The organism is Streptococcus sp. NSJ-72 (assembly GCF_014334035.1).
GTDB classification, from domain to species: Bacteria; Bacillota; Bacilli; order Lactobacillales; family Streptococcaceae; genus Streptococcus; species Streptococcus constellatus.
In genome coordinates this window covers 767,596-793,477 of record NZ_CP060489.1, presented here as the reverse complement: position 1 = coordinate 793,477, position 25,882 = coordinate 767,596, and the positions used below count along the sequence as shown (strand labels likewise).

At 38.4% G+C, this 25,882-nt stretch carries 28 protein-coding genes and 3 pseudogenes; 2 read left to right on the top strand and 29 right to left on the bottom strand.

The window, feature by feature from the left end:
* Positions 1-2: 2 nt before the first annotated feature.
* From glmU to H8787_RS03955, 6 genes and pseudogenes are all read right to left on the bottom strand, one after another.
* Entirely contained in the window at positions 3-1,382 is a 1,380-nt protein-coding gene (gene glmU, locus H8787_RS03980; protein WP_187328284.1) for a bifunctional UDP-N-acetylglucosamine diphosphorylase/glucosamine-1-phosphate N-acetyltransferase GlmU, read from the bottom strand.
* Positions 1,383-1,475: 93 nt separating this feature from the next.
* Positions 1,476-1,916, bottom strand: coding sequence for an ASCH domain-containing protein (locus tag H8787_RS03975; RefSeq protein ID WP_006270161.1), 441 nt, complete (start codon positions 1,914-1,916; stop codon positions 1,476-1,478).
* Positions 1,917-2,004: 88 nt separating this feature from the next.
* A pseudogene (locus H8787_RS03970) lies at positions 2,005-2,337 on the bottom strand (hypothetical protein).
* Positions 2,334-3,071, bottom strand: a complete 738-nt coding sequence (locus tag H8787_RS03965; protein ID WP_187328283.1) for a GNAT family N-acetyltransferase — start codon at positions 3,069-3,071, stop codon at positions 2,334-2,336. Before H8787_RS03965 ends, H8787_RS03970 begins: the two are co-directional and overlap by 4 nt.
* Positions 3,072-3,091: 20 nt before the next feature.
* Positions 3,092-3,790, bottom strand: a complete 699-nt coding sequence (locus H8787_RS03960) for a 3-oxoacyl-ACP reductase (RefSeq protein WP_049476599.1) — start codon at positions 3,788-3,790, stop codon at positions 3,092-3,094.
* Positions 3,783-4,019 carry a DUF2829 domain-containing protein gene (locus tag H8787_RS03955; RefSeq protein WP_003069968.1) on the bottom strand — a complete coding sequence of 79 codons (237 nt, stop codon included), beginning with the start codon at positions 4,017-4,019 and terminating at the stop codon, positions 3,783-3,785. The genes H8787_RS03960 and H8787_RS03955 overlap by 8 nt, the downstream gene beginning before the upstream one ends.
* A gap of 194 nt (positions 4,020-4,213) precedes the next feature.
* On the opposite strand from H8787_RS03955, the gene H8787_RS03950 reads away from it, so the two are divergent.
* Positions 4,214-4,417, top strand: a complete 204-nt coding sequence (locus tag H8787_RS03950) for a cold-shock protein (RefSeq protein WP_003069970.1) — start codon at positions 4,214-4,216, stop codon at positions 4,415-4,417.
* A gap of 146 nt (positions 4,418-4,563) precedes the next feature.
* On the opposite strand, the gene H8787_RS03945 is transcribed toward H8787_RS03950, so the two are convergent.
* The 17 genes and pseudogenes from H8787_RS03945 to H8787_RS03875 form a co-directional block, all read right to left on the bottom strand.
* The gene (locus tag H8787_RS03945) at positions 4,564-5,202 is read right to left on the bottom strand and encodes an RpiB/LacA/LacB family sugar-phosphate isomerase (RefSeq protein WP_187328282.1); all 639 of its coding nucleotides are present in this window, start codon (positions 5,200-5,202) and stop codon (positions 4,564-4,566) included.
* Positions 5,199-5,660, bottom strand: coding sequence for a GNAT family N-acetyltransferase (locus tag H8787_RS03940; RefSeq protein ID WP_006270143.1), 462 nt, complete (start codon positions 5,658-5,660; stop codon positions 5,199-5,201). Before H8787_RS03940 ends, H8787_RS03945 begins: the two co-directional genes overlap by 4 nt.
* 12 nt (positions 5,661-5,672) lie before the next feature.
* The gene (locus tag H8787_RS03935; RefSeq protein ID WP_187328281.1) at positions 5,673-6,101 is read right to left on the bottom strand and encodes a GNAT family N-acetyltransferase; all 429 of its coding nucleotides are present in this window, start codon (positions 6,099-6,101) and stop codon (positions 5,673-5,675) included.
* Between the two features lie 68 nt (positions 6,102-6,169).
* Positions 6,170-7,558 carry an APC family permease gene (locus tag H8787_RS03930; protein ID WP_187328280.1) on the bottom strand — a complete coding sequence of 463 codons (1,389 nt, stop codon included), beginning with the start codon at positions 7,556-7,558 and terminating at the stop codon, positions 6,170-6,172.
* A gap of 171 nt (positions 7,559-7,729) precedes the next feature.
* A complete protein-coding gene (locus tag H8787_RS03925) occupies positions 7,730-9,718 on the bottom strand; it encodes an ABC transporter permease (protein WP_187328279.1) in 1,989 nt (662 codons plus the stop codon).
* Positions 9,711-10,478 carry an ABC transporter ATP-binding protein gene (locus tag H8787_RS03920; RefSeq protein ID WP_187328278.1) on the bottom strand — a complete coding sequence of 256 codons (768 nt, stop codon included), beginning with the start codon at positions 10,476-10,478 and terminating at the stop codon, positions 9,711-9,713. Before H8787_RS03920 ends, H8787_RS03925 begins: the two co-directional genes overlap by 8 nt.
* 138 nt (positions 10,479-10,616) lie before the next feature.
* Entirely contained in the window at positions 10,617-10,745 is a 129-nt protein-coding gene (locus H8787_RS10090) for a hypothetical protein (protein WP_006269823.1), read from the bottom strand.
* Between the two features lie 201 nt (positions 10,746-10,946).
* Positions 10,947-11,372, bottom strand: coding sequence for a DUF3021 domain-containing protein (locus H8787_RS03915; protein ID WP_262350657.1), 426 nt, complete (start codon positions 11,370-11,372; stop codon positions 10,947-10,949).
* A pseudogene (locus H8787_RS03910) lies at positions 11,362-11,541 on the bottom strand (LytTR family transcriptional regulator DNA-binding domain-containing protein); the annotation flags it as partial. The gene H8787_RS03915 and the pseudogene H8787_RS03910, both read right to left, overlap by 11 nt.
* Before the next feature lie 208 nt (positions 11,542-11,749).
* Positions 11,750-12,522 (bottom strand): annotated as a pseudogene (locus H8787_RS03905) (ABC transporter permease); the annotation flags it as partial.
* A gap of 1 nt (position 12,523) precedes the next feature.
* Positions 12,524-13,390 (bottom strand): ABC transporter ATP-binding protein, encoded by an 867-nt coding sequence (locus H8787_RS03900; protein WP_187328276.1) that lies wholly within the window; start codon positions 13,388-13,390, stop codon positions 12,524-12,526.
* A gap of 148 nt (positions 13,391-13,538) precedes the next feature.
* Positions 13,539-15,521: an ABC transporter permease gene (locus H8787_RS03895; RefSeq protein ID WP_187328275.1), complete on the bottom strand. Its 1,983-nt coding sequence runs from the start codon at positions 15,519-15,521 to the stop codon at positions 13,539-13,541.
* On the bottom strand, positions 15,502-16,281 hold the full coding sequence (locus H8787_RS03890; RefSeq protein WP_039676769.1) for an ABC transporter ATP-binding protein: 780 nt from the start codon (positions 16,279-16,281) through the stop codon (positions 15,502-15,504). The genes H8787_RS03895 and H8787_RS03890 overlap by 20 nt, the downstream gene beginning before the upstream one ends.
* Before the next feature lie 18 nt (positions 16,282-16,299).
* Positions 16,300-16,428 carry a hypothetical protein gene (locus H8787_RS10085; protein WP_262350656.1) on the bottom strand — a complete coding sequence of 43 codons (129 nt, stop codon included), beginning with the start codon at positions 16,426-16,428 and terminating at the stop codon, positions 16,300-16,302.
* A 106-nt stretch (positions 16,429-16,534) separates the two neighbouring features.
* Positions 16,535-17,293, bottom strand: coding sequence for a TraX family protein (locus H8787_RS03885; protein WP_187328274.1), 759 nt, complete (start codon positions 17,291-17,293; stop codon positions 16,535-16,537).
* A 122-nt stretch (positions 17,294-17,415) separates the two neighbouring features.
* Positions 17,416-18,396 carry a sensor histidine kinase gene (locus tag H8787_RS03880; RefSeq protein ID WP_070669226.1) on the bottom strand — a complete coding sequence of 327 codons (981 nt, stop codon included), beginning with the start codon at positions 18,394-18,396 and terminating at the stop codon, positions 17,416-17,418.
* Positions 18,380-19,066 carry a response regulator transcription factor gene (locus tag H8787_RS03875; protein WP_003069999.1) on the bottom strand — a complete coding sequence of 229 codons (687 nt, stop codon included), beginning with the start codon at positions 19,064-19,066 and terminating at the stop codon, positions 18,380-18,382. Before H8787_RS03875 ends, H8787_RS03880 begins: the two co-directional genes overlap by 17 nt.
* A 91-nt stretch (positions 19,067-19,157) precedes the next feature.
* Here H8787_RS03875 and H8787_RS03870 point away from each other — a divergent pair, with 91 nt between their 5' ends.
* Positions 19,158-20,339 carry a DUF2974 domain-containing protein gene (locus H8787_RS03870; protein ID WP_187328273.1) on the top strand — a complete coding sequence of 394 codons (1,182 nt, stop codon included), beginning with the start codon at positions 19,158-19,160 and terminating at the stop codon, positions 20,337-20,339.
* Positions 20,340-20,428: 89 nt separating this feature from the next.
* Here H8787_RS03870 and metG read toward each other — a convergent pair whose 3' ends face one another.
* From metG to H8787_RS03840, 6 genes are all read right to left on the bottom strand, one after another.
* Positions 20,429-22,423, bottom strand: a complete 1,995-nt coding sequence (metG, locus tag H8787_RS03865) for a methionine--tRNA ligase (RefSeq protein ID WP_187328272.1) — start codon at positions 22,421-22,423, stop codon at positions 20,429-20,431.
* Between the two features lie 119 nt (positions 22,424-22,542).
* Positions 22,543-23,175 (bottom strand): DUF421 domain-containing protein, encoded by a 633-nt coding sequence (locus tag H8787_RS03860; RefSeq protein ID WP_187328271.1) that lies wholly within the window; start codon positions 23,173-23,175, stop codon positions 22,543-22,545.
* Positions 23,172-23,627: a DUF3290 family protein gene (locus H8787_RS03855; protein ID WP_187328270.1), complete on the bottom strand. Its 456-nt coding sequence runs from the start codon at positions 23,625-23,627 to the stop codon at positions 23,172-23,174. Before H8787_RS03855 ends, H8787_RS03860 begins: the two co-directional genes overlap by 4 nt.
* A 256-nt stretch (positions 23,628-23,883) precedes the next feature.
* The gene (locus H8787_RS03850) at positions 23,884-24,519 is read right to left on the bottom strand and encodes an SdpI family protein (protein WP_187328269.1); all 636 of its coding nucleotides are present in this window, start codon (positions 24,517-24,519) and stop codon (positions 23,884-23,886) included.
* A complete protein-coding gene (locus H8787_RS03845; protein ID WP_003070009.1) occupies positions 24,509-24,787 on the bottom strand; it encodes an autorepressor SdpR family transcription factor in 279 nt (92 codons plus the stop codon). Before H8787_RS03845 ends, H8787_RS03850 begins: the two co-directional genes overlap by 11 nt.
* Positions 24,774-25,673 carry a CPBP family intramembrane glutamic endopeptidase gene (locus tag H8787_RS03840; protein ID WP_187328268.1) on the bottom strand — a complete coding sequence of 300 codons (900 nt, stop codon included), beginning with the start codon at positions 25,671-25,673 and terminating at the stop codon, positions 24,774-24,776. The genes H8787_RS03845 and H8787_RS03840 overlap by 14 nt, the downstream gene beginning before the upstream one ends.
* Between the last annotated feature and the right edge of the window lie 209 nt (positions 25,674-25,882).

Below are 25,882 nucleotides of genomic sequence, written 5' to 3'. Positions count from 1 at the left end.
TCCTACTTATTATCTGGATGATGTGGCAAGCGTTTTGCGTATTCGTCTTTGTTAATCTGACGTCCACGTCCGATGGCAATAGCGTCTGCTGGTACATCCTTAGTAATGGTTGAGCCTGCACCGACAAGAGAATTGTCTCCAAGCTCCACTGGCGCAATAATGGTCGAATTAGAACCTACAAAAACATTATTTCCAATGACTGTCTTAAATTTATGCTGTCCATCATAATTCACTGTAATCGTTCCAGCACCAAAGTTAACATTCGCTCCCACTTCAGAATTTCCAATATAGGTCAAGTGTCCAGCTTTGGTATTTTCACCGATAGAAGAGCCTTTCACTTCAACGAAATTTCCTACATGTACATTTTTAGCAAGATGTGAATTTGGACGGACATGAGCGTAAGGTCCTACCGTTACACCATCTGCAACTGTAGACTCCTCAATCATCGAATTTGTAATCACAGTTTGTTCTCCGATAATAGAGTCAACGATATACGTACCGTTTGTCAAAATGCTGCCTGCACCAATTTTCGTTGTTCCTTTCAAGGTAACATTGGCCTCAATTTGGACTTCTGGTTCAATTTCTACATCTACATCAATATAAGTCCCTTCTGGATTAACAAAACTAACACCATTTAGCATGTGAGCTTGATTGATGCGCCGATGCATAATGCCTTCTGCTGTTGCCAACGCTATACGGTCATTAACTCCCAGACTTTCATCAAAATCTTTCAGAGTATAAGCGCCGACTTTTTCACCATTTTCACGGAAAATGCTGATTACATCTGTGATGTAGTATTCTCCTTGCGCATTATTGGTGTTGATATTTTTCAATGCCTCAAAGAGACGAGCATTATCAAAAACGTAAGTCCCTGTATTGATTTCCTTGATTTGTTTTTCAAAATCCGAAGCATCTTTTTGCTCCACAATTTTGAGTACTTCTCCATGCTGATTACGGACAATCCGACCATAACCAAATGGATTTTCCGCTTCTGCTGTCAAAATCGTTGCAACATTCTTGTGATTGATATGAAAGTCAATCAGATTTTTCAGGCTTTCTCCTGTAATTAAAGGAGTGTCTCCTGCAATCACCAATGTTTGTCCTGCCAGTCCTTTCAGTGCAGGCTCTGCCATCATAACTGCATGACCAGTTCCCAACTGCTCGGTCTGACGGACAAATTCTGTCTGACCTGCCAATACTTGCTCAACCATTTCTGCTTTGTGCCCAATCACCGTCACAGTCTTTCTTGGTGCAATGGCAGTAACACTTCTAAACACATGTTCTAACATGGAAATTCCAGCAACTTTGTGGAGCACTTTTGGTAGATCTGATTTCATACGAGTGCCTTTTCCAGCTGCCAAAATAATTGCGTAATTTGTCATAATAGTTCCTTTTATCAAAGTAAATTTACTTTATTATATCACTTTTTGTATCATTTGTTAAGATTCTCTCTGTAATGCTTTAATCTGCATCTTTTATAGTGGATAAACCTTGTGAAATTCTTCTAAGACAACACCGCTTTCTTGCGAAAATTCCAAACCGACTTCTGCCAACCACTCTGTAAAAAGTTCCTGATGGACTTGCTGCCAATAAGTCAATGATTTGTCTCCCTCTCCTTCCTTGAAAGCATGGTCTGCTGAGACTTGACAAAAAGGCACTACAGAGACTTTAGTAATTTTAATGATACAGACGGCCCTGCCCTGACTGTCTAAGATGACATCAAAGGTTCCTGCTTGCGGCAAGGGTTCATTTTCAATCTTATAAAGTTCATAAGCCGAAGCTGTCGCTGTCTTCTCTCCACGCAGCACCAAATCAGCCAGTTGATCTGCAAAGACTCCGAAGGCCCAAGCATCGATTTTATCGCCAATAGCTGGATTGATTTTCCTATATGCCTGCCACATTTCTTTTGGAGTCATATTTACTCCTGCCTTTCTAAAGTGAAAATTATTATTTATAAAAAATCTTCCTACAAATCTGTATCTTTATCAAAGTCAATAAAGCTTATCATTCAAAATCTAAAAAGTCATCATGCTCATAATAGTAAAGCAGAGCCTGCAAGCACTCTTCATCAGTCGCTTCTGCTTTCTGCTCCATGACTGATTAGAGAACATCCGCAAAATCTTCACCATAATAAATCAGCTCCAGTCCTTGCTCCCTTACCTGTGTAGGGTAAACATCCTTAGCATCCACCACTTGAGGATAATCAGCAAGCAAGTAGCTAGTCTGAAAATTCAATCTTCCCTTGTCCTTAGCATACAAACAAAAATCATCATCTAGCTCTTCAGATTTTACAGCCTCAATGATGTCTTTTAAGAAATAGGTTTGGTTTTTCTTCATTGGTCAAAACTCCCTTTCCATTCATAAGCCGGATAAGCTCCTAGGCACTGATAGCCGAGGCTTTCTGCAACCTTCTTGGAAGCTCTATTGTGCGCATCCCATAGAGGAAAGAGTGAGCGCTTTTGAGCTTCTAGAATCATCTGGGCTCCTAGGATTTTGGCCAAGTCCTGCCCTTGGTATGCTGGCTTTGTGGTAATTTCAATCTTAAGGGCTCCTTGATAGACCAATCCTGTTGATACAGCAGCAATGATTTCTTCTCCCAAACAGAGTATAAAGCCAAAACCACCCGCTGCTTGAAACTGTTTAAAATCAGCAAAGTCACCCTGTAAATCCTGGGACCAAACTTCCTCAGCTAGACGCTCATATCTCGTCTCATCAATCAGAAAAAGTTGGCAGTTTGCTAGTATCCTGCTCTGCCATTTCTCCAAAGCCTCTGTGTCAAAGTCGACCCTGTCCGCAAAAGCATAGCGAGTAAACCGATGCAGCACACTCTGGCTATCCAAGAACTCCTGCCAACTAAGCTCCTCGGAGATAATGACCTTGTCAGCCAAGCTATATTTAGTGCTATACTCCTGCCAAAAATCTGAATCCGCCTGACCAGCCGGAAAGATGAAATTTCCTAATTGGTATAGGCAGGCTGTCTCAGATTCATTTATGAAGAGCTTCCCTAGGCCAGCATCCAAGCCGTAAACAACCATGTTTTTAGACCAAGAGTAAAAATACTTAGTCTTCATTGCTTTCACCTTTGATTCCCTCACTTCAAACTCCAGCCACCATCGATTTTGAGAATTTCGCCCTGCATGGGCTGAGCTTTTCCTGAGGCGAGAAATAGAGTCAACTCAGCTACTTCCTCTGGTTCTATCCAACGCTTAATAGGGGTTTCATTTGCCACCCAATCTGCTAAGCCACCTGGTTCAAAATCTGCCGCAGTCATCTTGGTTTTGACTGCTCCTGGTGCAATTCCAAAAATCTGAATTCTTGCTTCAGCATAATCAAGTGCTAATTGCCTGGTAAATCCTGCTAAAGCATGCTTAGAAGAGGTATAAGCATGACCGCCACCACCAGCTAAACTCGATGCGATAGAGCACATATTGATAATGATGCCTGAATTTTTCTTCAACATCTGTGTCAGATAATAACGAGTTAATTCTACCGGTGTCACATAGTTAATCTCGAAAATTTCTTGGATTTCTTGAGCAGTCTGCTCCAGTAAAGGTTTATAATCATCTAGTACTCCAGCTGTATTGCAGAGGACATCTACCTGCGGACACCAGTCAAAAATCGGCTGAAGCGATGCTGTCAAGTCTCTCTGTAAAAAATGAAAATCGCCCATTAGATTCGGATGTTCAGATTGATCTACACCATAAACACGGAAGCCATTTCCCAAAAAGAGCTGTGCCTGTGCCCGTCCAATTCCTGAACTGACTCCCGTCACCAATACTGTCTTAGTCATGAACTTCCACCCAGTCATCTGCTAAGACATCACAAGGAGTCGGGCTCCACATGGAAAAGCCCTCTCCTTCGCCTGACACGTTGATAAGAAAGTACGGAGTCACATCAAGTGTCAATCCATTTTGTTCAATGCTGTCAAAAAGCTGGATGTAGTTCTCTGCCCCACCCCAACCAGTACGAACGTATTTCTTCTTAGCTTTCAGACCTGGTAAAATTTCTTCAAATGTCATTATCTTATACCTCTTTCTTCTTTTCATATAACTAGTATAGCAAAATATGATGTCCTACGCTGTTTTTTCCTTGCCTTTTGCTGCTACTTTTGCTAGACTAGCAAGAGTAAATGAATTTTGAGTAAGTATTTTTGTTTTTCATCTTTACTTTTTCTATTTTTTACACAATCTTTTAGAGAAAGGAAGTAAGATGTATGACACAAGGTACAGTAAAATGGTTCAATGCTGAAAAAGGCTATGGTTTTATTTCACAGGACAATGGACCAGACGTTTTTGCTCACTTTTCAGCGATTCAATCTGACGGATTCAAGTCACTGAATGAAGGTGACAAAGTAATGTTTAACATTGAAGAAGGTCAGCGCGGTCTTCAAGCAGTCAATATTACAACATTAGCATAAAACAAGACAAGACTGGAAATCCCAGTCTTTTTATTGTTTTAAAATGACGTTATAATGTCAAGCTCACTTTTTTACCATAAACAGTCAAATTTGCAAAGATAATGAAATGTGTAGGGACATCTACTTAGTGCCTCCGCTTTTTCATTTCACTTTTTACCTATTTTTTCTTTCAGCAAACGGATGAACTCTTCATTGGTTCCATTCGTTATAATAGCATTCATCACTATCTTTCTTTGCAACAATTTAGTGAAAGTATCAGTTGGAAGTTGTTCTACTAATTCTTCCCAACTTCGTTTCGTCAACTGATTCAGGTCCTTTAAACTACTTGCTTCCAACCGTTTTCTTTCCGCTTCATTTTCAGGATAACCCATACCAAACTCGCCATCAAATAATTTATCCAATGTATATTGCAGGTTCAATTCTCCTTGCCAACCAAAATTTAACCCTAATGGCAGGGAAGCAACATTTCCTCCATTGATTCGTCCAAAGAGGAAAGCATCTTGTGGGGTCTCTATATAGCCACACAAAAGACCTGGTAAACTATTACAGGCAAGCATCATACCTTGACCTGAAGAACAACCTGTTACAACAAAATCCACTGCTCCACTTTCTATTAAGAGACTAATCATCATCGCTATCTCAACATAAGAATACTGCTCGTTCTCCTCCTCAAAAATACCAAAATTTAGCACTTCGTCAGACGCTTGGACTGCTTTTTTTACAGATTCAAATAGCAGCGAATTCATATTTCTTCGAGTGGTTCCTTGGATAACCGCAACTCTCATTTCAACTCCTTTTCCATTTTGACAAAAAGGTAACTATCGCCATTGCTTTCCTGAGGCTGCCGCCCAATCACATTGAAACCACAGCTAAGATAGAGCTTTTGAGCTCTTTGATTAAAATCTGCAACTGAGAGAGTTAGGCTTTTTACTGAGATATTTTCTTCAATAAACTGCAGAATAGTTTGTAAAAACTCTTCCCCTTGACCTTTACCACAATACTCTGGCTTCATCCCTAAACCTAGCTCTTGCTTGTCTTTGCCAACTGGGAAAAGACAGAAAAAACCATACAATTCATCATTTTTGAGAATTTGATAATAGTGATTGCCACGCGCTTCAGGAGATAAAATTTCTTCATAATCCTCAGGATCTGCTTGCATATCATAAAAGCTATAAATTCCTTCATAATGCCAATCATTAGCAATTTCTTCTGCATTACTTTGCCTTAATGGTTCAATCTTCATAGATATCATTTCTCAAAATTCCCAATAAAAACGTTTCTGATCAGCTTTTTCCTCACAATCCAATTTTCGATAAAACTCATGAGCCTTCATTCGTGAAATACCAGAGTTTATTCGAATACCTGTGTAACCAGCTGCCACGCCCTCTTCACGAATAGCCTGCATCAAAGCTTTGCCATATCCCTGACCTTGAAAATCTTTGTCAACTGCTAATGCCAACAGGTTGAGTAAAGGCGGAAAATAGAGGCAATCATAGCTAGCTGCATGAGCATAGCCAATCACTTGTCCAGTTTGGTTTTTGGCTACTAAAATAATCTGTCCTGGCTGCTGCAAAACTCGTGCTAATTGAGCTTTCGTTGCTCCAACATCATAATTGTAACCCAAGATCTCCAGGTTGATTTTTTGGATAGCTGCTGCATCTGACAATTTTGCATGATAAATCATCAAAATACCTCATTTCTGTTTCTATTATATCAAAAAACAGCCTAGCTGGCTGTCTGGATTAAAACTCATCAATTGATTTCTGAATGGTGGTAGCCATAGATAAAATAGATTATCGTTCCGACTAGTAAAGCAAGCCCAAATGCTAGCCAAGTATCAGCACCATATTGGCTCATGAAAGACAGGCAGATAATAATCGATAAGATAGGCGTCAACGGTACCAAAGGAGTTTTAAATTCCCCTGCTTGAGGAAGCCCTTTGTCCTTTCGAAACTTCAGAATAGCAACTGCTAACAACATCAAATAAGCCAATGTACAGATATTCAAAAAGGAGGCAATACTTGCTAAAGGAAACATCCCCGCACAAACTGCTGCAGCTATTCCCACCAAAATCGTAGCATTTTTCGGAACCCGGCTAGTAGCAGTTAATTTTCTAAAGGACTTTGGCAGCAAACCATCACGCGCAATGCTATAAATCATGCGTGACAGAGCATAAGTCATGGAAATGCAGACAGTAATCAACGTCAAAATAGCCACTACCGACACATAATTAGCCGCCCAGCTAAGCCCCACACTACGAAGGGCGAAAGCGACTGCATCGGCTACATCTAACTGGCTGTAGTGAACAATCCCTGTCAAAACCAATGTCACTAATATATAAAGAACTGTTACAATGGATAGAGACAACACAATCCCTCGTGGAACATTTTTTTGTGGCTCCTTTATCTCGTCCACCGCCATAGATATGGACTCAAAACCCAAAAAGGCAAAGAACATCAGAGAAGCACCAGCCATAATACCAACTTCACCACCATACAGTTTACCAAACCCAAATGGAGCAAAATGAGACCAATTTTCAGGCTTAATAAAGAAGATTCCTGCCAGAATAAAAAGAGCAAGTGCCGAGAACTTCAAGACAACCAAAGCAGAATTAAACCGCAAAGCTGCTCTAGAATTTAACAGCACCACACCAGTTACAAATACCAAAACCAGTATCGGCAGTAAATCTATATAAGTCCCCGCCTGCGGATTAAAGGTTCCATTGAGCATCTTGGGCATACTCAAACCAAATCCATTCAGCAAACCTTTCAAATAGGATGCCCAACCAGATGCCACGCTAGATACAGCTGTCATAAATTCCATAATGGTCAGCCAGCCTACTATCCAAGCTGGAAACTCACCTAAAACAGCATAAAGATAACTATAAGCACCCCCATTTGCAGGAATTCTTGACGCAAATTCTGCATAAAAGAAAGCAGACATACTCACGCAAAGAGCAGAAATAATAATCGAAACAACTAAAGCAGGACCAGCTAATGTGGCAGCTGCCGTTCCAGTAATCGTAAAAATCCCCGTTCCTACCATAGCGCCAATTCCCAACAAAATCAAATCCAACAATCGTAAATGACGCCGCATGCCAGTCCGATCTCGACTAACATCTTTTTTTCTAAATATACCCATCCCAAACTCCAATTTCCTAGATTGAATTATTCTACCATAAAAGCAACTAAAAAGGAATCCGACAGACTATTTTTTATGAAGGAAATTAAAACAAGAGTAAGATTTAACTTACTCCTGTTTTAATTACTATGTCAATAACATTTTTCATTATGCTTATCACTAATCTCCAACTTACATCGACACAATCTTTCGATAACTGCGTGATGTGATGAGAAAGACAAGTATATAGACGATAAAGAAGATAGTACAAACACTAAGCGTAACAGTTAGCATTAATGATGCATTCAACACACCTAAAACTTTCAACATGAGACTTAGCATATGATAAGCAAATGCCAGATGCACAAAAGCGAAAGCAAGCGGTAAGAAGAACACAGTCAAAATTTGTTTGCGAATGGTGCGCTTGGTCTGCTTTTCATCTAATCCTACCTTTTGTAAAATTACAAAGCGGTCTCGGTCTTCATACCCTTCTGAAATCTGTTTGTAGTAGATTACCAAAACCGTTCCCAGCATAAAGACAATTGAAAGGAAAATACCAATAAAGAAAACGCCACCTAACATACTCATAATTTCCTGCACACCTTGGATTCTTGTATAACCATACACACCGGCATTATCGGGGAGCGTCGTATTGAACTGTTTCAGCTTCTTCTGGTAAGCTGTATCCAAATCGCCCTTTTTCTTATTAGAAGCCCTGATATTCAAGCCGCCATATAATTCTGTATTAATCGTGTAATGTTGCTTTTGGGAATCCACCAATTTTTGTGGGTCATTAACCACCATAAAAAGTGATTGAGGGATAATGATATTATACTGATCTGTAATGTTTCCAAGAACAAAGTCCTCTTTTAAAAGTTCTTTAACTATCAATTCTTGCCCGTTCAGCTTAAGAGGCTGAGTTTGCTTGATAGAGATTCCTTTTGCAAAGATTACTGTCTCATTATCTTTTAAATTCAATATTTTGCCCGTCATTTTCCGATAATCATCAGCTGAAAACAGCAGAATATAAGCCTGTGGAGAAACTCGTGTTTCACCTTTTGGATAAATATCAAGCTGATTGCCCTTTTGATTTTTAATTCCCATCGAATAATATTGATAAGCATTTTTCTTAGTGACTGTTAAATGATTCTCTTTTGCAAATTCTGTCAATGCCTGATCCAATTGAGCAGCTGAAACTGCATTCCCCTTTATCGTATAATCTTGGGGATACATCACGCTTTTAAGATAACCAGCACCTGCATAAATATTGACACCTCCAGCCAGGGTGACCAAAACCATCGTTGAAAGAATCGCAATCGTTGCCAATCCCACTGCATTTTTCTTCATCCGAAAAATCAAATTGGACACAGAAATCATATTATTAGGTTGATAATAATACCGTTTATTTTTCTGAAGCAACCGTAAAAATACCGTAACTCCTGCATTGAACAGCAGATAAGTCCCTAAAATAACAAAGAGAACAGCTATAAAAAATATACCAATTGCTGTCAGTGGATTTTTGACACTCAGAGCTAGGTAATAAGCATAGCCTAAAGAAATCGATCCAATAATCGTTTGAATCAGAAGAAATCGTCCTTTTCTTTCACCGCTATTCTTTTCTTTGGCCAATTGCAAAGCATTAAAACGTAGAATCCTCAAACCGTTGACAAGCACCAAGCCCGCAAAAATAACGCCATAGATGACAACAACTGAAATAAGAACTACCCATTGAAACGTGGATACTAAGACAACTTTTAACCCCATCAATTTCAGTAAAAAGGCATAAATCAGTTTATCAAATACAATACCAAATCCAAGACCAATCGTGACAGTCGTCGCTCCTAAAATCAATAACTCAATGAACACCATGGTAAAGAGATGACGTTTATTAAGCCCTAGCATTCCATAAAGACCTAGCTCTTTCGAACGGTTTTTCATGACGAAACTATTAGCATAAAAAACGATAATCGCTGCAGCAATCGTCACAATAATCACTCCAAGAGCCAAGACAAATGAAATAGAACTTGCCCCCTGCATTTTTTGTAAATGAGGATTAAACGTTAAAGAATTAAAAATATATGAAATAGCGACGACTAAACAAGTTGCCAACGCAAATGGATAGTATAATCTACGATTTTTCACTAGGTTAGAAACCGCTAATTTTCCCGCTAATCTAAGCACCTTGATTCACCTCGCTTGCCATGACCGTTAAGGTATCAGAAATCTCTTGGAACATCTGCCGCTCCGTCTTGTCGCCTCGGAAAATTTGGTTATACAAAATGCCATCCTTAATGAAAAGTACCCGCTTAGCACGACTTGCCGCCGAAGTCGAATGCGTCACCATAAGTATCGTTTGACCACGATCATTAATGTCATCAAATACATCTAAAAGCGCCGCAGAGGATTTTGAATCAAGCGCCCCAGTTGGCTCGTCCGCTAATAAAATCTCCGGCTCAGTAATAATCGCTCGTGCCACTGCCACCCGTTGCTTTTGACCACCTGAAATCTCATACGGAAACTTCTCTTGTAAGCTGTTAATCCCTAGTTCATTACAAGTTACCACCAACTTTTTCATCATTTCAGAAATCGGACGGCGCGATAAGACCAAAGGCAGTAAAATATTGTCTTTCACAGACAAGGTGTCTAACAAGTTAAAATCTTGAAAGACGAAACCTAATTTCTCCCGCCGGAAGCTAGAAGCTTGATTGTTTTTAATCGTTGCGGTATCGGTGCCATTAAGAAAGACGCGTCCTTCGGTTGGCTTATCCAGTATGGCAAGGATATTCAAGAGGGTGGATTTCCCAGAACCGGATTCCCCCATAATGGCGACGTAATCGCCTTTTTCCACTGTGAAATGAATGTCTTTCAGCGCTTCTACTTGATTACCTTGAAAGCGCGTTTTATAAATCTTTTTAACATGTTGAACATCTAATAATGTCATCGTTTTCTCCTAATAATTTTTATACATCTATCATACTGAAAAGAAAAGCAACTTTCCATACTTTAACCTTTCATTTTTTCACTTTATCTTACATTTTTGTAAGATTGCTTGAATCTGTACTGATATAAAAGGTATATCTCAATGACTATATTGCAGCCAGAAATAATATTGACTAGTTGCACAACCCATTTTTGTCTTTTCAATCTCCTCTTTGGAAATCTTTTCTGTTCTTGCAATGGATTTTTTCTTTAATAAATTTGTTTTCATGATCTGCCTCCTTGTAAAAGTTGAATGTCATCAGAAATTCTTATAAACTTTCTGTTTTTCTTTACATTTATATGATACAACTCCAAGCACAGCCTTACCATAACTTAACCTTTCATTTAGGCTCTAAAAACTTACATTTTTGTAAGAAAAAAGGCTTGAACATGTGTTCTCAGCCTTCTGAATATAACCACAATATCGAACTTATTCTCTTGTACGATTTCTTCTTAATTTTACAAGTGCCTCATTGATTTTCTTTGTTTTTAGATAAATGTCTAAACGAACGAACAGCCAAATTAAAATGTAGATAACAATAAAATCCAACCAAAATTCAGTCCGTGCCATATTAAAAGCCCAACCATTATAGACCATCATGACACTAACCACCATTAAAGTAAGAAAAAAATGAATCGTCAACTGCAGCAAATAAGAAAAATGGTCAACCTCAAATAGCAAAGTAAACAAACCAATCAAAGCACCCATTATCAAGATGCTGATGATATTAATGGTTGTCACTGGTGATTGCTGAATACGAAAAGCCAAGACAAGTAAATAAGCTAAGGAACCAGTACGTAGACCTTCTAGCATAGATACTACAATTTTTAATGTTTGCTCCTTTCTACAAACCAAGATAATCCATTAGTAATCTGATGTATATTCGACTAACACTTGATTTAATATTGTTCGTCAATCAAGCTGTCATACTTCCCGAAAAGCTATCCGACAATGATAGTAAATGATCAATATTGATAACAGCATGTTTAGAAATCTGAATAAAATTTTTACGATTAATCCGACTTACAATGAACCAGCTCATCAGGAGCGACTTTTTGCTATAAGTCACATCAGACTTCACGAAGCTGTGGCATACTGAGTTGAAGAGGATGACGATTCGGTGAATAATGGAAAGTGTCCATTTAGTTTACCTCTCTGCTTTTTTCTTCACTTGCAGTGTACACCAAATGGGCTTTTTTGTGAAGCAAAATCAACTAGCAACAGGGGGAGCATGTTTCTTTTATTGTCAATAGAGAGTCCCATTTTAATTGAATCCCCATCATCTTTTTAAAATAATCTTGCGCTGCTGTATTATGATGAAAAGTAGTAGCTAAGTTATCTTTCATCATTACTTGCCTAAAGAGAGATGCAACATAAGTAGAGGGGGTACATTTCATAATCATTTGAGCAAACGATGGCAGAACTCCTATTGGAATGTAAGTTCCAACTAAGAAGCCAGAAGCAGCTCCGATAATTGTTGCTAACTTTCCAAGCGTATCTACTGATTTGAAACGATTCACAAGAATACCATTAAAAATAGAACATAAGAGTGCATTGAGCACCATAATAAGGAGAATTTGAGGCAGCAAAGTCCAATCAAAGACAATCTGATCTTCCCAGATAAAGTAGCCTTCCATGACAGCAAACATAATGATTTGCATCAAAAATCCAATAAAGGTCGTACTCAGAAGGTAACTGATAGACAAGCCCCAACGTCCCAAGTCTGTCAGAATCAAATCTTGTGTTACTTTGCTTCCTCTATCTTTTGCTAGTTGAGAGAAACTGGAAAATGTCGTGGTCAATCCTGTAATGGCAGGCGTTCCACTAATCAGCAACGAATCCAATAACTGATTGCTATGAGGGACTTGACTCCAAGAATCCTTGATATTTGCTTTCAAAAAACTAAGTACAAAATAAAGGAAATCATCGCGCCAAGAAGGGATAAAATCACTCCACTACGATTACGAAAATAGAGTAAGAAATTTCTTTTAATGAGCATCATCATGTTAACGTACCTCTCTTCCTGTTAATGCCATAAATGCGTCATCCATTGTTCCTGGGCGAAATTCAAATTGCCGAATAAAAGAACGACCACGTGTTAGAAGTCCTAAAGCCATTCCTGTCGTTTCTGGATGTATCAAAAATTCATTTGGTCTGACTTCCTCAAAAGAAATATTTCCTTCCATAATTTCTTTAAAGTCAGCAGAATTCGTCACAAATACCTTCAGAAAATTCTGGGCGTATTGTTCCTTAATTTGGTCAGCAGAGCCTTTGGCAATGACTTGCCCATAATCCACAATATAAATCATATCCGCATCATCAGCTTCATCTAAATAATGAGTAGTTAAGATAACAGTCATTTTTTCTTTCATTTGTAAGTGATGTATCAAGTCCCATATAACCTTTCTGGTTTGAATATCTAAACCTGTAGTTGGTTCATCAAGAAAGAGAACATCTGGGTTATTCAATAAAGCACGTGCGATATCTACTCGTCGCTTTTGCCCACCTGATAAAGTCCCATATAATTGTGTTGAAAATTTTTTCAACCCTAATTGCTCAATTAAACTATCAACTTTTCCTTTGTCAATCCTATTATATTGACCTGCCCTAATGTCTAAATTTTCTCGTACTGTTAGCATATCATCCAAAACGCTATTTTGGAAAACAACGCCTAATTTAATGTTACTATTATACAAGATCTCTCCTGTTGTAGGTTGTAAAAGTCTGGTTAACATTTGAATTGTTGTGGACTTTCCAGCACCATTTGTCCCTAAAATAGCCGTAAAACTGCCTGCTTCAATCTGAAGATTCAGATCATGAACTGCTCTCTTGTTACCATAAATTTTACTAAGATGTCGTTTTTCTAGTATCATAACGTTCCTCCAATAGATTTTATGAGCTTATCATACTCCTCATTTTTTAAAAAATCTCGTATTTTTGGATAAGAGATTTTGCTGGCTAGACAAGAGGTCAGAATTGCAAGATAAAACCACTCGCCAAAAGACGAATGGTTCAAAATACTTATCTTGCTATGATTTTTCGATAACTTCTAGATGTTAACATGAAAACAAGAATATAAACGAGTAGGAAAATCCCGCAGGTTGTAATGGTTGTTTGGATTAAAAGTGGTACATTTGTTGCGCCTAAGAGGGCTACAATCAGCTGCAACATGTGAAAGGCAGCAGCAATGTGAAGAAAGGCAAAAATAAGTGGCAAGAAGAAGACTGTTAAAATCTGCTTGCGAATGGTTGCCTTGGTTTGCTTTTCATCTAAACCGACTTTTTGCAAAATAACAAATCCTTCCCGGTCTTCGTATCCTTCAGAAATTTGTTTGTAGTAAATAACCAATACTGTTCCTAGCAAGAAAATCACTGATAAGAAGATACCAATAAAGAGGAGAGTCCCTGTTACACCTTGGTATTCTTTTTCAATCCTTTTACGTTCAGAAACACCAACGCCTCCTTTTTCTTGACCTTGCTGCTCATGAATCGCATCGAAAAGACTCTCTTGAAGTTTGACCTTTTTATCAGAAGATTGAATGCCTATAAAATAAGTGTAGGCTTCTTTAAGACCAATTTGATTAGGCTGATTAACCACCATATAGATAAATTTTTGTGATATGAAGTTAAAGTCAGTACTAATCTTTCCATGTGTGAAATCTGTTGTCAGATACTCTTTTATTTTCCATGATTTTCCGTTGATTGTGAGAGCTTGTTTTTGATTGATTTGAAGATTTTTGGTATAAAGGAGCGCTTCATCATCAGCTAAATGAACTTTCCTTCCTGTCATTTTTTCGTATTCTTGACGACTGATAATAAGAAAACCTCCAAACATTTTTTGAGCTTCTTCTATGCCTAGTTGCTTTGTATTTTCAGAAACTGTTAATTGGTTTCCCTTGATTTTTGAAATAGTGGAAATTTGATAACTATAATCTTCATACTGAGCATTGCGTATTCCCTTTTTGCGCACGACGTCTTTCACCGCCTGTAAAATTGCAGCATTTTTATCTGTCGTTGTTTCACCTGTAATTGAGATATTGTAATCCTTTGGATACAAAGAAGTCATGTAATCTTTTCCGCCAACATAAATATTAAGCGAGCCCACCAGTGTTACTAAGAGCATGGTTGAAAGAATGGAAATCGTTGCTAATCCAGCTGCATTCTTGCGCATACGAGAAATCAAATTAGAAACCGAAATAAAATTCTGCGTTTTGTAGTAGTATCTTTTTCTTTTCTTTAAAAATTGCAATAGTGTAATCGTTCCTGCATTAAAGAGGAGATAAGTTGCTAGCACAACCATGAGAACTGCGATAAAAAAATTCAAAATTGCGGCAACTGGTTTCTCAACTGTGAGGGCAATGTAATAAGCCATAGCTAGCAGTCCTAGTCCTAGGAATGTTTGCAAGCCAAGGAAGCGTCCCTTTTTTTCTCCAGCTTTCTTTTCTCTCATCAAATGAAGCGAGCTGTAACGAAGCAGGCGTATAGAGTTTAACAAGAGAATGATCACAAAGGCAACACTCAGACTGACTAGAACAGTAAAGACATTCAACCATTGAAAAGTTGAAGCAATGACGACTTTCAGACCCATAAATTTCAATAGAACAGCAAACAATAATTTGTCTAAAACGAGACCCAAACCAAGTCCTAGCCCCACAGTTACTAAAGCAAAATAAAACAGTTCAAAGAAGGTCATCAGAAGCAACTGGTGCTTTTCCATTCCTAAAATGCTGTAAATTCCCAGCTCTTTGGAGCGATTTTTCATGACAAAGCTATTGGCATAGGTCACGAGAATCAAGACGGCAATCTGAATTACCCAAATTCCAAATTGCAAGGTCGTACGAGCAGCCGATCCACCATAAGTAGATTCCAGATTAGGACTATAAGCTAACGATACAAAACTATATAAAATTGCTGTCGCTACAATGGTTGCCAGAGCAAAGGGATAGTATAAGCTCCGATTTTTTACCAAGTTTGAAAGTGCAAGTTTATTGGTTAGTTTGAACATAATCGCCCACCTCGCTTGCCATGACTGTTAAGGTATCTGAAATCTCTTGGAACATCTGCCGCTCCGTCTTGTCGCCTCGGAAAATCTGATTGTACAAAATCCCATCCTTGATAAAGAGCACACGTTTGGCGCGACTTGCCGCCGCTGTCGAATGCGTTACCATAAGAATGGTTTGTCCGCGGTCATTGATGTCATCAAATACATCTAAAAGCGCCGCAGAGGATTTTGAATCAAGCGCCCCAGTTGGCTCGTCCGCTAATAAAATCTCCGGCTCAGTAATAATCGCTCGTGCCACTGCCACCCGTTGCTTTTGACCACCTGAAATTTCATAGGGAAATTTTTCTTGCAGTTGGTTAATTCCCAATTCGTTACAAATTGTAACTAGCTTTTGCATCATTTCCGTGATGGGACGGCGCGATAGGACGAGTGGCAAGAGAATATTGTCCTTGACTGACAGTGTGTCTAACAAGTTAAAATCTTGAAAGACGAAACCTAATTTCTCCCGCCGGAAGCTAGAAGCTTGACTGTTTTTAATCGTTGCTGTATCAGTACCGTTGAGAAAGACACGTCCTTCGGTTGGCTTATCCAGCATGGCAAGGATATTCAAGAGGGTGGATTTCCCAGAACCGGATTCCCCCATAATGGCGACGTAATCGCCTTTTTCCACTGTGAAATGAATGTCTTTCAGCGCTTCTACTTGATTCCCTTGAAAGCGCGTTTTATAAATCTTTTTAACATGTTGAACATCTAATAATGTCATCGTTTTCTCCTATCTATTTTAAAATCCTAAGTAGAGAGTTTGAACAGATTGACGAACTGCATAGCCAAATTCTGATCGTTCAATTTCTTTCAAACTAGGTTGACCTTGTGAAGTTTTGCTTTTGAATTGTTTTTTCAATCGTCTCATCTTCTGCTCCTTCTTCTTTCTGACAAGTTTATTGTAAGATATCTTGTGGTGTTCATCCATAACTTAATCTTTCATTTATTGCTTTTATCTTGCATTTTTGTAAGATTCATTTTTGCACTAGATAAGCAATCAGAGCAATCAACCAGAGATGAGCAGGGTAAAATACATAAAAGAAATATTTACTCCACTTAGTCACAGGACCGCGCTCACCATTATAGAGCGAAATGAATGGCAGCACTGTAATAAAGAGCCAATCCGAATTATAAAGCATCATTGAGAGGGTTGTAACCCATGTCGGATAAATCTGAATGCTCATACAAAATAGGGCAAGCGCTAAAATACCATACAGCAGATTTCGTAAGTTTTTCTTCTCTCGACACGTGTAAGTAATCAGCATAAATGGAATCAAGGGCAGGCCACCTTCCGTTATGAAACTAGCTGCCAGCAAAACAAGAATCCCCAGAAGAAAACGAATAGAATTTTCTTTCATTCGATAAGTATGATTACTCTTGGAAATGCCGAAAAAAAGATTGAGCACAAGCACGCCACATGTCAAGGTTAAGAAAATATTATTGTTGAGCTGAACGCTTTTTGCCTGGAAAAGAAAATTGATAACTGTATTTCCTATAAACATAATAGCAGCCCAAGAAAAGAGACGGAAATTGTAAAGCAAACGGCTGCGAGTATAGATAAAACCTTCCACTGCTGCAAAAGCAAACCAAGCCGCAACACAGCGTGTCAAAGCATGAAAAATACCAGCCCATTCCCCCGATAATAAACCTGGTATTTTATCCAGATGATCAAAGACCATGAGAAAAGCCATTAACAATTTTAGCTGAAAAGCATTTAAACCTTTTGTTTTCATTTTAGTTTCTCCTAAATATGAACTTATTTTCTAACTCTATGATACAAAAAAAGAAAGGTTACCACCATAACATAACCTTTCATTTGTATCGGTTTTTCTTACAGTTTTGTAAGATTGTCAGCTTATTCAAACAGCAGTTTCTGCTCTTTAAACGTAACCATGACGGTTGTCCCTTCACCTACAACCGACTGCAAGTGCAGTTCATGTCCTAACTCGTCCGCAATCTTCTTAGACAGGTAAAGACCTAAACCAGATGATTGCTGGGTTAAACGACCGTTATAACCAGAGAAGCCACGCTCAAACACACGCAAAATATCACTGTTTTGAATGCCCAGACCTGTATCTTTCAGATAAAGCGTATCATCTTTAAAATAAATCTCAATGCCACCTTGACTGGTATATTTCAGACTATTTGAGAGAATTTGCTCCAAAATCACCACAAACCATTTTTTGTCCGTAATAATCGTTTGTTTCAAATCATGCAAGTCCAAACTTAAGCCTTGCTGAATAAAGAAAATGGCATATTTTTTGACAACTTCCTTGACCATTTCCTCTATGTTTTCTTTCTGGACACTCAAATCATCATGAAAACTCTCCAAGCGCAAATATTGCAATACCAGATTGGTATAAGAATCGATTTTAAAAATTTCTTGCTCCAGCTGCTTTTTCAGTGTTTGCTCACCCAAATCCTGCACCAAAAGCTTACTAGCAGCAATCGGTGTTTTTATCTGATGCACCCAAAGTGTATAATAATCCAACAAATCATTCTGCCTAACCCGCTCCTGTGCTTTTAGCTCCTTTTTTTCATCCTCTAATTTTTCTATTTTGGAAAATAGCAGAGCTTCTAAAGGTGTATCTGCTTGTCCCTCGCCATATAAAGCAGCTCGTCGAAAGTTTTGATAGTGCTTAACAATATCAAACACAAGACCAATCATGCTAAGCAAACACAGCATCAACATGACATAGTATAATACAGCTCGCGCATCATCATACAGTAGACTAAAAACAAATAATATCATATAAAATATCAGCAGAATAATAAAAGAAAATTGACGCGAACGCAGATAATATCTGAAAAACAACCATTTATTTTGAGAATTCATTCGTCAATCCGTACCCAATTCCTTTCTTGGTTTCAATAAAACTTTTCAGTCCAGCATCTTCTAATTTCTTGCGCAGACGGGCGATATTGACTGATAAGGTATTGTCATCAATAAAGAAATCACTGTTCCACAGTTCTTTCATGAGATCATCACGCGAAACAATACTGCCAGAATGCTCAAATAGCACACGCAGAATTTGAAATTCATTTTTCGTTAACGCAATCACTTCTCCATCATACATCATATCCATGGACTTGAGATTGAGAATAACCCCATGGTATTCCAACAAACTTTGATCTGTCCCAAATTCATACGAACGACGCAAGAGTCCTTGAACCTTAGCCAACAAGACATTATTGTCAAATGGCTTCGTCACAAAATCATCTCCGCCCATGTTAATCGCCATGACAATATCCATCGCCTGATCACGTGAAGATAAAAACATAATAGGCACTTTAGAAATCTTGCGAATTTCTTGGCACCAATGATAACCATTAAACAACGGTAGACCAATATCCATCAGGACTAGATGCGGTTCTTCCTTGACAAAAATCGTCAGCACCTGCATAAAATCCTCTACAGCAATCACCTCAAATCCCCATTGTTCCAGCATTTTTTTGACTTGTTGACGAATGACGGCATCGTCTTCCACTAATAATATCTTGTGCATGCTATCCCTCTCTTCTGTTTTCTTTTTCTATTATAACAAAGACTTGATGAAATATGCTATACTAACAGTAAATCTACGAAAGAGAATGACTATGGGAAATATTTTTAACTATTTAGAAGACATACAATACGATAACATCTATGATCAGCCCTTTACAGAGCTGGATTTTTTGCTCCTAACCGAAATTACTTACTTAAACTACGATACAATCGTCACGGACAGTCTTGAACTACAAAAAGCGATCCGTTTAATTGATGTACCACAATATATGTCTGAAGTAAACTCCCTGATGAATACCAAACATCGCTTAAAGCTTTTGACGCAGGCTGCTATAGTGAAGCGTTATAAAAACCTCAAACTCTTTGGGTATGTAAACGATATTGATCTTGAGATGCAAAAGCAATTTGCCGCTATGGTTTATAAAATTAACTTAGACACCTATGTCATTGCTTTTCGCGGAACAGATGATTCCATTATCGGCTGGAAGGAAGATTTCCATATGACTTATATGGAACATGTCCCTGCCCAGCAAACTGCTGTGCACTACGTTCAAAAGGTTATGAAGGCATTTCCAAAAGCCACCTTTATCTTGACCGGACATTCCAAAGGTGGTAATCTAGCGACTTATGCTAGCAGCCAAGTAGAGCCTGCTTTGCAAGATAGAATCAAGCAAATCTACAGTTTTGATGCTCCAGGATTAAACCATACGATTATTGAAACAGAGGGATATCAAAGCATTGCTTCAAAAATCAAACGCTACATTCCGCAGGGCTCTATCGTCGGAATGATGTTGGAAACGCCTAAACAAGCTCACATTGTTAAAAGCGTAGCCATTGGTGGAATTGCTCAACATGACACTTTCTCTTGGCAGATTGACAATAAGCACTTTGTTTTACTTAACACGCTCAATCCAGACAGCATTCAGACAGACAAAACTCTAAAAGAATGGGTGGATGCTGTTCCAGATGACGATCTAAAAGATTTCTTTGATGTCTTTTTCGGTCTCATTTTAGACGCTCAAATTACATCTATTGATGAATTTTTCCAGCCCAACAGTATCAAGAAATTACTGACTATTGTCCAAAATGCCCAAGCCCTAACAGACCAAGAAAAAGAAATGCTGAACCGCTTAACTCGACTCCTCATTTCAATCCGTTACCAAACTTGGATTGATGATTTTAAAACACCCAATCCAGCCACTTTTATGACCGATATACGAGGGAATTGGGCTAGTCTGGCGGAGAGGCTTTCATTTTTAAATAAAGATGAATAGTACTTTAACTAATTTAATCAAAAAATGAATGACTAATCACATTTGTAAGACCGTCATTCATTTTTTATTCTAATATTATTCTTTCTAAATCACCCAATCAAACTACCATTTGGTACGCTTGAGTCTACTGTGAGAAGGGTCAATTGGTCCCCATATTCGGCTGAGAGAATCATACCTTGGCTGATACGTCCCATCATTTTGCGTGGCTTAAGATTGGCTACGATTTGTACCTTCTTACCGACTAACTCTTGTTCGTTTGGATAGTATTTAGCAATCCCAGAGAGGATTTGACGATTTTCTGCATCTCCAGCATCCAAGCGAAATTGGAGTAATTTATCACTCCCTTCCACTTTAGAAACTTCTTTGACTTCTGCGACACGAATTTCCAGCTTATCAAAGTCGTCAAATTTGATTTCTTTACGGTTGAGTGTGAGCTCTACTTCTTCTGGCTTCCATTCCTTCTTAATAGCTGGCTTGCCACTTTCCATCTGCTCTTTGATATAGGCAATTTCTTCGTCCATATCAAGACGTGGGAAGATTGGTGTCCCTTTGGCAACTACTTTAATACCCGTTGGCAGTCCTGCTAAATTTAGATTTTCTAGGTCAAAATCTGCCTCCAAACCAAGCTGTTCCATGATGGCATTTGATGTGGTCATCATAAATGGCTGAATGAGATGAGCCACCACACGTAAACTAGCTACCAAATGTGCCATAACCGCTGCTAAGTCATCACGTTTAGCTTCATCCTTAGCCAATACCCACGGAGCTGTCTCATCAATGTATTTATTGGTACGAGAAATAATATTCCAAACCGCTTCAAGGGCGCGTGGATAATCCACAGCATTCATTTGTTTGTGGTATTGTGCCAAATTATCAGCAACTACTGCTGCCAAATCAGCATCGAAGTCCGTCGCATTTTCCACATAAACTGGAACTTCACCTTCAAAATACTTGTTAATCATGGCAACCGTGCGGTTGAGGAGGTTACCGAGGTCATTGGCAAGTTCATAGTTGATACGACCAACATAATCTTCTGGCGTAAAAGTGCCATCAGAACCGACCGGCAGACTACGCATGAGATAATAGCGGAGCGGATCAAGTCCGTAGCGCTCTACCAGCATTTCTGGGTAAACGACATTTCCCTTAGACTTAGACATCTTGCCGTCCTTCATAACAAACCAACCGTGGGCAATCAAGCGCTCTGGCATCTTCAAGTCCAACATCATGAGCATGATTGGCCAATAAATGGAGTGGAAACGTAAAATGTCCTTCCCAACCATGTGAAAGACTGTCCCATTCCAGAATTTATCAAAGTTGGCATGGTCATCTTGACCATAACCGAGTGCTGTTGCATAGTTAAGGAGAGCGTCAATCCAAACATAAACGACATGTTTAGGGTTTGATGGCACTTTAACGCCCCAAGTAAATGAAGTACGCGATACAGCTAAATCTTCCAAACCAGGCTCAATAAAGTTCTTGATGATTTCGTTCATACGACCATCTGGCTGTATAAAATCAGGATGAGCATGGAAAAAATCTACTAAACGGTCAGCGTACTTACCCAAACGCAAGAAGTAAGATTCTTCTGACACCCATTCAACTTCGTGACCTGATGGGGCAATTCCTCCGATAACTTTGCCAGTTTCATCACGAAAAACTTCTTCTAACTGACTTTCAGTAAAAAATTCTTCATCAGAAACAGAGTACCAGCCTGAATATTCACCCAAGTAAATATCATCTTGAGCTAAGAGACGTTCAAAGACATCTGCCACAACTTTTTCATGGTAGTCATCAGTTGTGCGGATAAATTGATCATAAGAGATATCCAATAATTCCCAGAGTTCTTTTACTTCTTCTACCATTCCATCCACATATTTCTGAGGAGTTATGCCCGCTTCTTCTGCTTTTTGTTGAATCTTTTGACCGTGCTCATCAAGCCCTGTCAAATAAAAAACATCATACCCCATGAGACGCTTGTAACGAGCGAGGACATCACAAGCAACAGTCGTATAAGCACTCCCTATATGGAGCTTGCCACTTGGATAGTAAATCGGTGTTGTAATATAAAAATTCTTTTCAGTCATCGTTTTTCCTTTCAAGGCAAATGAAACCTTTTTTAGTAACACCTCATTATATCATATTTCATAAGGTTTGAAACAAGAAATAAAGAGGCAAAAAGCTGAGCAAAAGTTTTCATTTCTTTCTAATAAGTCACTACATTCAAATTTCCATTTTCATACTCAGCAAGAAAGATATCTGACAAATTGTTATACCCTTCATTTTTCATTTTTTCCAGCAGCCACTCTTCTGTTTTATCAATAGACTCCAACACATCGGTTTGAATCACTCCGTCTGTAATCACAGGATATTTTGGATTTTCTTCACCGGATTGAACCACAATTAACTGTCCATTCTGTTCTAGAACTGCTCGCTTGACCTGTTTGATTTGATAAATCCCTTGCCCGCGCAGTTTAAGTGCCACGTCCGAAGCATCTAAACCTGCAGAACGGCAGGCTTCCACATCCAATTGACCGCGTTTAATCAACACAATCGGCTTGCCATCAATCACACGTTTGACAAAGTGATTATTTGTCTTCAACCATTTCAAACTCAAGACCAAAATCGTCCAAATCAATAAAATCACACAATATTGGAGAATGGTAATAGCTGGATTGTAAATCACGCCACCAATAATTCCCCCTAAAACATAATTCTGAACTTGATCGCTAGCTGAGTTTGGGGCTAAATTGCCCTTGCCAGATACATTGATAACAAAAACCAAAGATAATAACCCAAGTGCCAACTTAATCGCAACATCTACATAAGAAAATGTCATTTTTTAACCTCCACTAATTGGATATCTGTTGTCTTATGCAATTTAATTTTTTCCAGTAAATACTTATCTGGCTCACTGCCACTCATAGCTCGATAAAAATCTTTTCCAACTTTTAAAATTGCTCCATCCGTCGCAGCTGAAGTGTTGACATAAACCTCTGACTTATCTACTCCCAAATCTTTTGAAATAACTTCAATAAAATGAAGAGAGATTTGGAACTGGTTATTAGAGGCTTGATTCGTCTGAAAAGTGCTAATCCCAATCAGAACGATAGCAATCAAAGACAAAATGGAGATAATCGCCAATTCACGAAATTTCGAATCGCGCTTATTTCGATAAGCCTTAAAAGCAAAAAAACCTGTCACAAGTAACAACAAAATAGAAAGTCCAATCGTCCCCCAGTTTTGCTGGTTGATTTGACTCAAAACATAATCATAAGAATAAAATTTCATTTTTTCTCCCTCTATTTTTTCGGTCTATTATAGAAAATTTTTCAATATTTTTCAATATTTCTAGAAATCGTATTTTAACAAGATAATAGGAGCGAGACAAAAATCAGTCACTCAAAGAGTTCAATTTTGTCGTCCCGCTCCCACAACGATAATTAGACTAAAAAAGTTTCAAGCTAAACAGCAACTGTGTCGTACAAGTCGCATCATAAACATCTGAAATAAGAGTCTTTCTTTTCAAATCCAATCTAGCAATGAATCAGTGTATCCTTTTAGATACCCAGTAAGAATAAATCATTGGCACTACAATCATAATGATTAGAGTAAAAACAAGCACGAACGTAACTGCAATCTGAACGAAACCATTAAAGAAAATGATAATACCACCAATCACCCAAATTTTACCAGCCAGGCGGTGTGTTCGTATCCAATTATCATCATTATCCAAAGTCCATGGCAAACGTATACCAACCGTATAATTGCGACGAGTTTTTGGCATGTAATTCCCAATAGCAATAAATAGAACTCCTAAAAACATACCATTCATCAGAGCATGATTAACTGCATAACCCAAGGCTTGCGCGTAAATAACTGTCATGACTAAACAAGATGTCAAAGGAATAATCCAATAAACCAGATGCCACATTTTCAAGCTAATATTCTTAGATTTAGGATCCTTGCTAGTCACAAATAAACAAAACCAATGTAGAAGCAGCAGAAAACTAGGAATACCAAAAACTGTAAACCCTCGACTACTGAATCCATTTACTTGATTCGAAAAATCAAAATGCGTTGCGACTGTTTGGGGCAACTGTTGCCAGAAAAGGCAGCCTATCAACATAGGCACCAAAATACTAGCACTCGTTAGTATCAATAGTTTTTTATCAATCTTCATTAGTTTTATCTCCTTTCAATTCAGCTAACCAAACTACAATGTCTTCCAAGACTGAAGTATTGAGTTCATAATAGATATAATTTTTCTGGCGCGTCTCCAAAATCAAATCTGCTTTTTTTAAAATATTAAGATGGTGCGAAATGGTAGCTCCCGTCAGCTCAAAATGTTCCGCTATTTCCCCAGCGGACAGACTGCCCATTTTTAGCAAATCTAAAATCGCTCTTCTCACAGGATGAGATAAGGCCTTAAAGGTATTAGCGAAACTCATGAGTTTCCCTCTTTTCTTTTTGTAAAATGGCTAGCGCTAAACACAAGAAAGGTAAAACTGCCAGAAGTCCTGTGGGTGTCGGACCTAGAATACGCAAGGCTAATGCTTTTTCTGTTGGCAATTGAAATAAAAGACCCACGCCAACAATGGCATTAACAGCACCGTGCAAGAGTGCTGGAGCCCAGATAGAATTCGTCTTTTCCATCACCCAACTTAATAAAACGCCTAAACTAAAACAAAAAACAAACATTGCAAGCACTCCCAGCCAAGGATATGCAAAATAAGTTAGTCCATAATTATATCCCTGCAAATTAATCGGCAGATGCCAAATACTCCAGATAAGTCCAACTAATAAGTGCGCTTGAACTATTGAAAAACGCTTGCGTAGTGCTGGATAAAGATAACCACGCCACCCAATTTCCTCACCAATAGCAAACAGACTATTAAGAAAAGGCGCATACGTCAAAGCTGAAAATAGTTGTGCAAAAATAACGATCTGTATGGGAAAATTTATTTGAGAACTACCTGTTCTTCCCAGCATTTCTCGCAACGTCTCAAAACCAAGACTAAACTGTTTGCTAAAGACGATGTAATACAGTCCTGCTCCTAAAAAACTCAATACCGCAGGCAACCAAAGTGCTAATAAATAATAGCGCCAACATCCTTTGAGATTTGTTGAAAATTGAGCCTGTAATTTCATGTTTGCTGATCTCATTTTCTTTAAGATAAAAAAAGCAAAAGCTGGCATCCACATGGCAAGAATAGTTCCAGCCTGAGCGATAGGCTCGCCAAGCTTGACATCAGCTAACCATAGCCCAATCCAAATCAACCAAGCTAAGCTATAAGATAAAAAAATAAAAGTAAGCATATCCGTTTTCTTCGACATTTAAGTTACACTTTCTATTTAGATAATCTTCTAAATAGAATTATACTCTTTCTTTTAAAAAACACAAGACCTATTTAGATTTTTTTCTAAATAGTTTTAAAAAAGAAAGAGGACAGGACAAAATCAATAACTTAAAGTGTTGGATTTTGTCATTCCGCTCCGTAGCAGCAATGATTAGCTCCAGTAGTCCGAGGAGCTGTTGAAGGCTA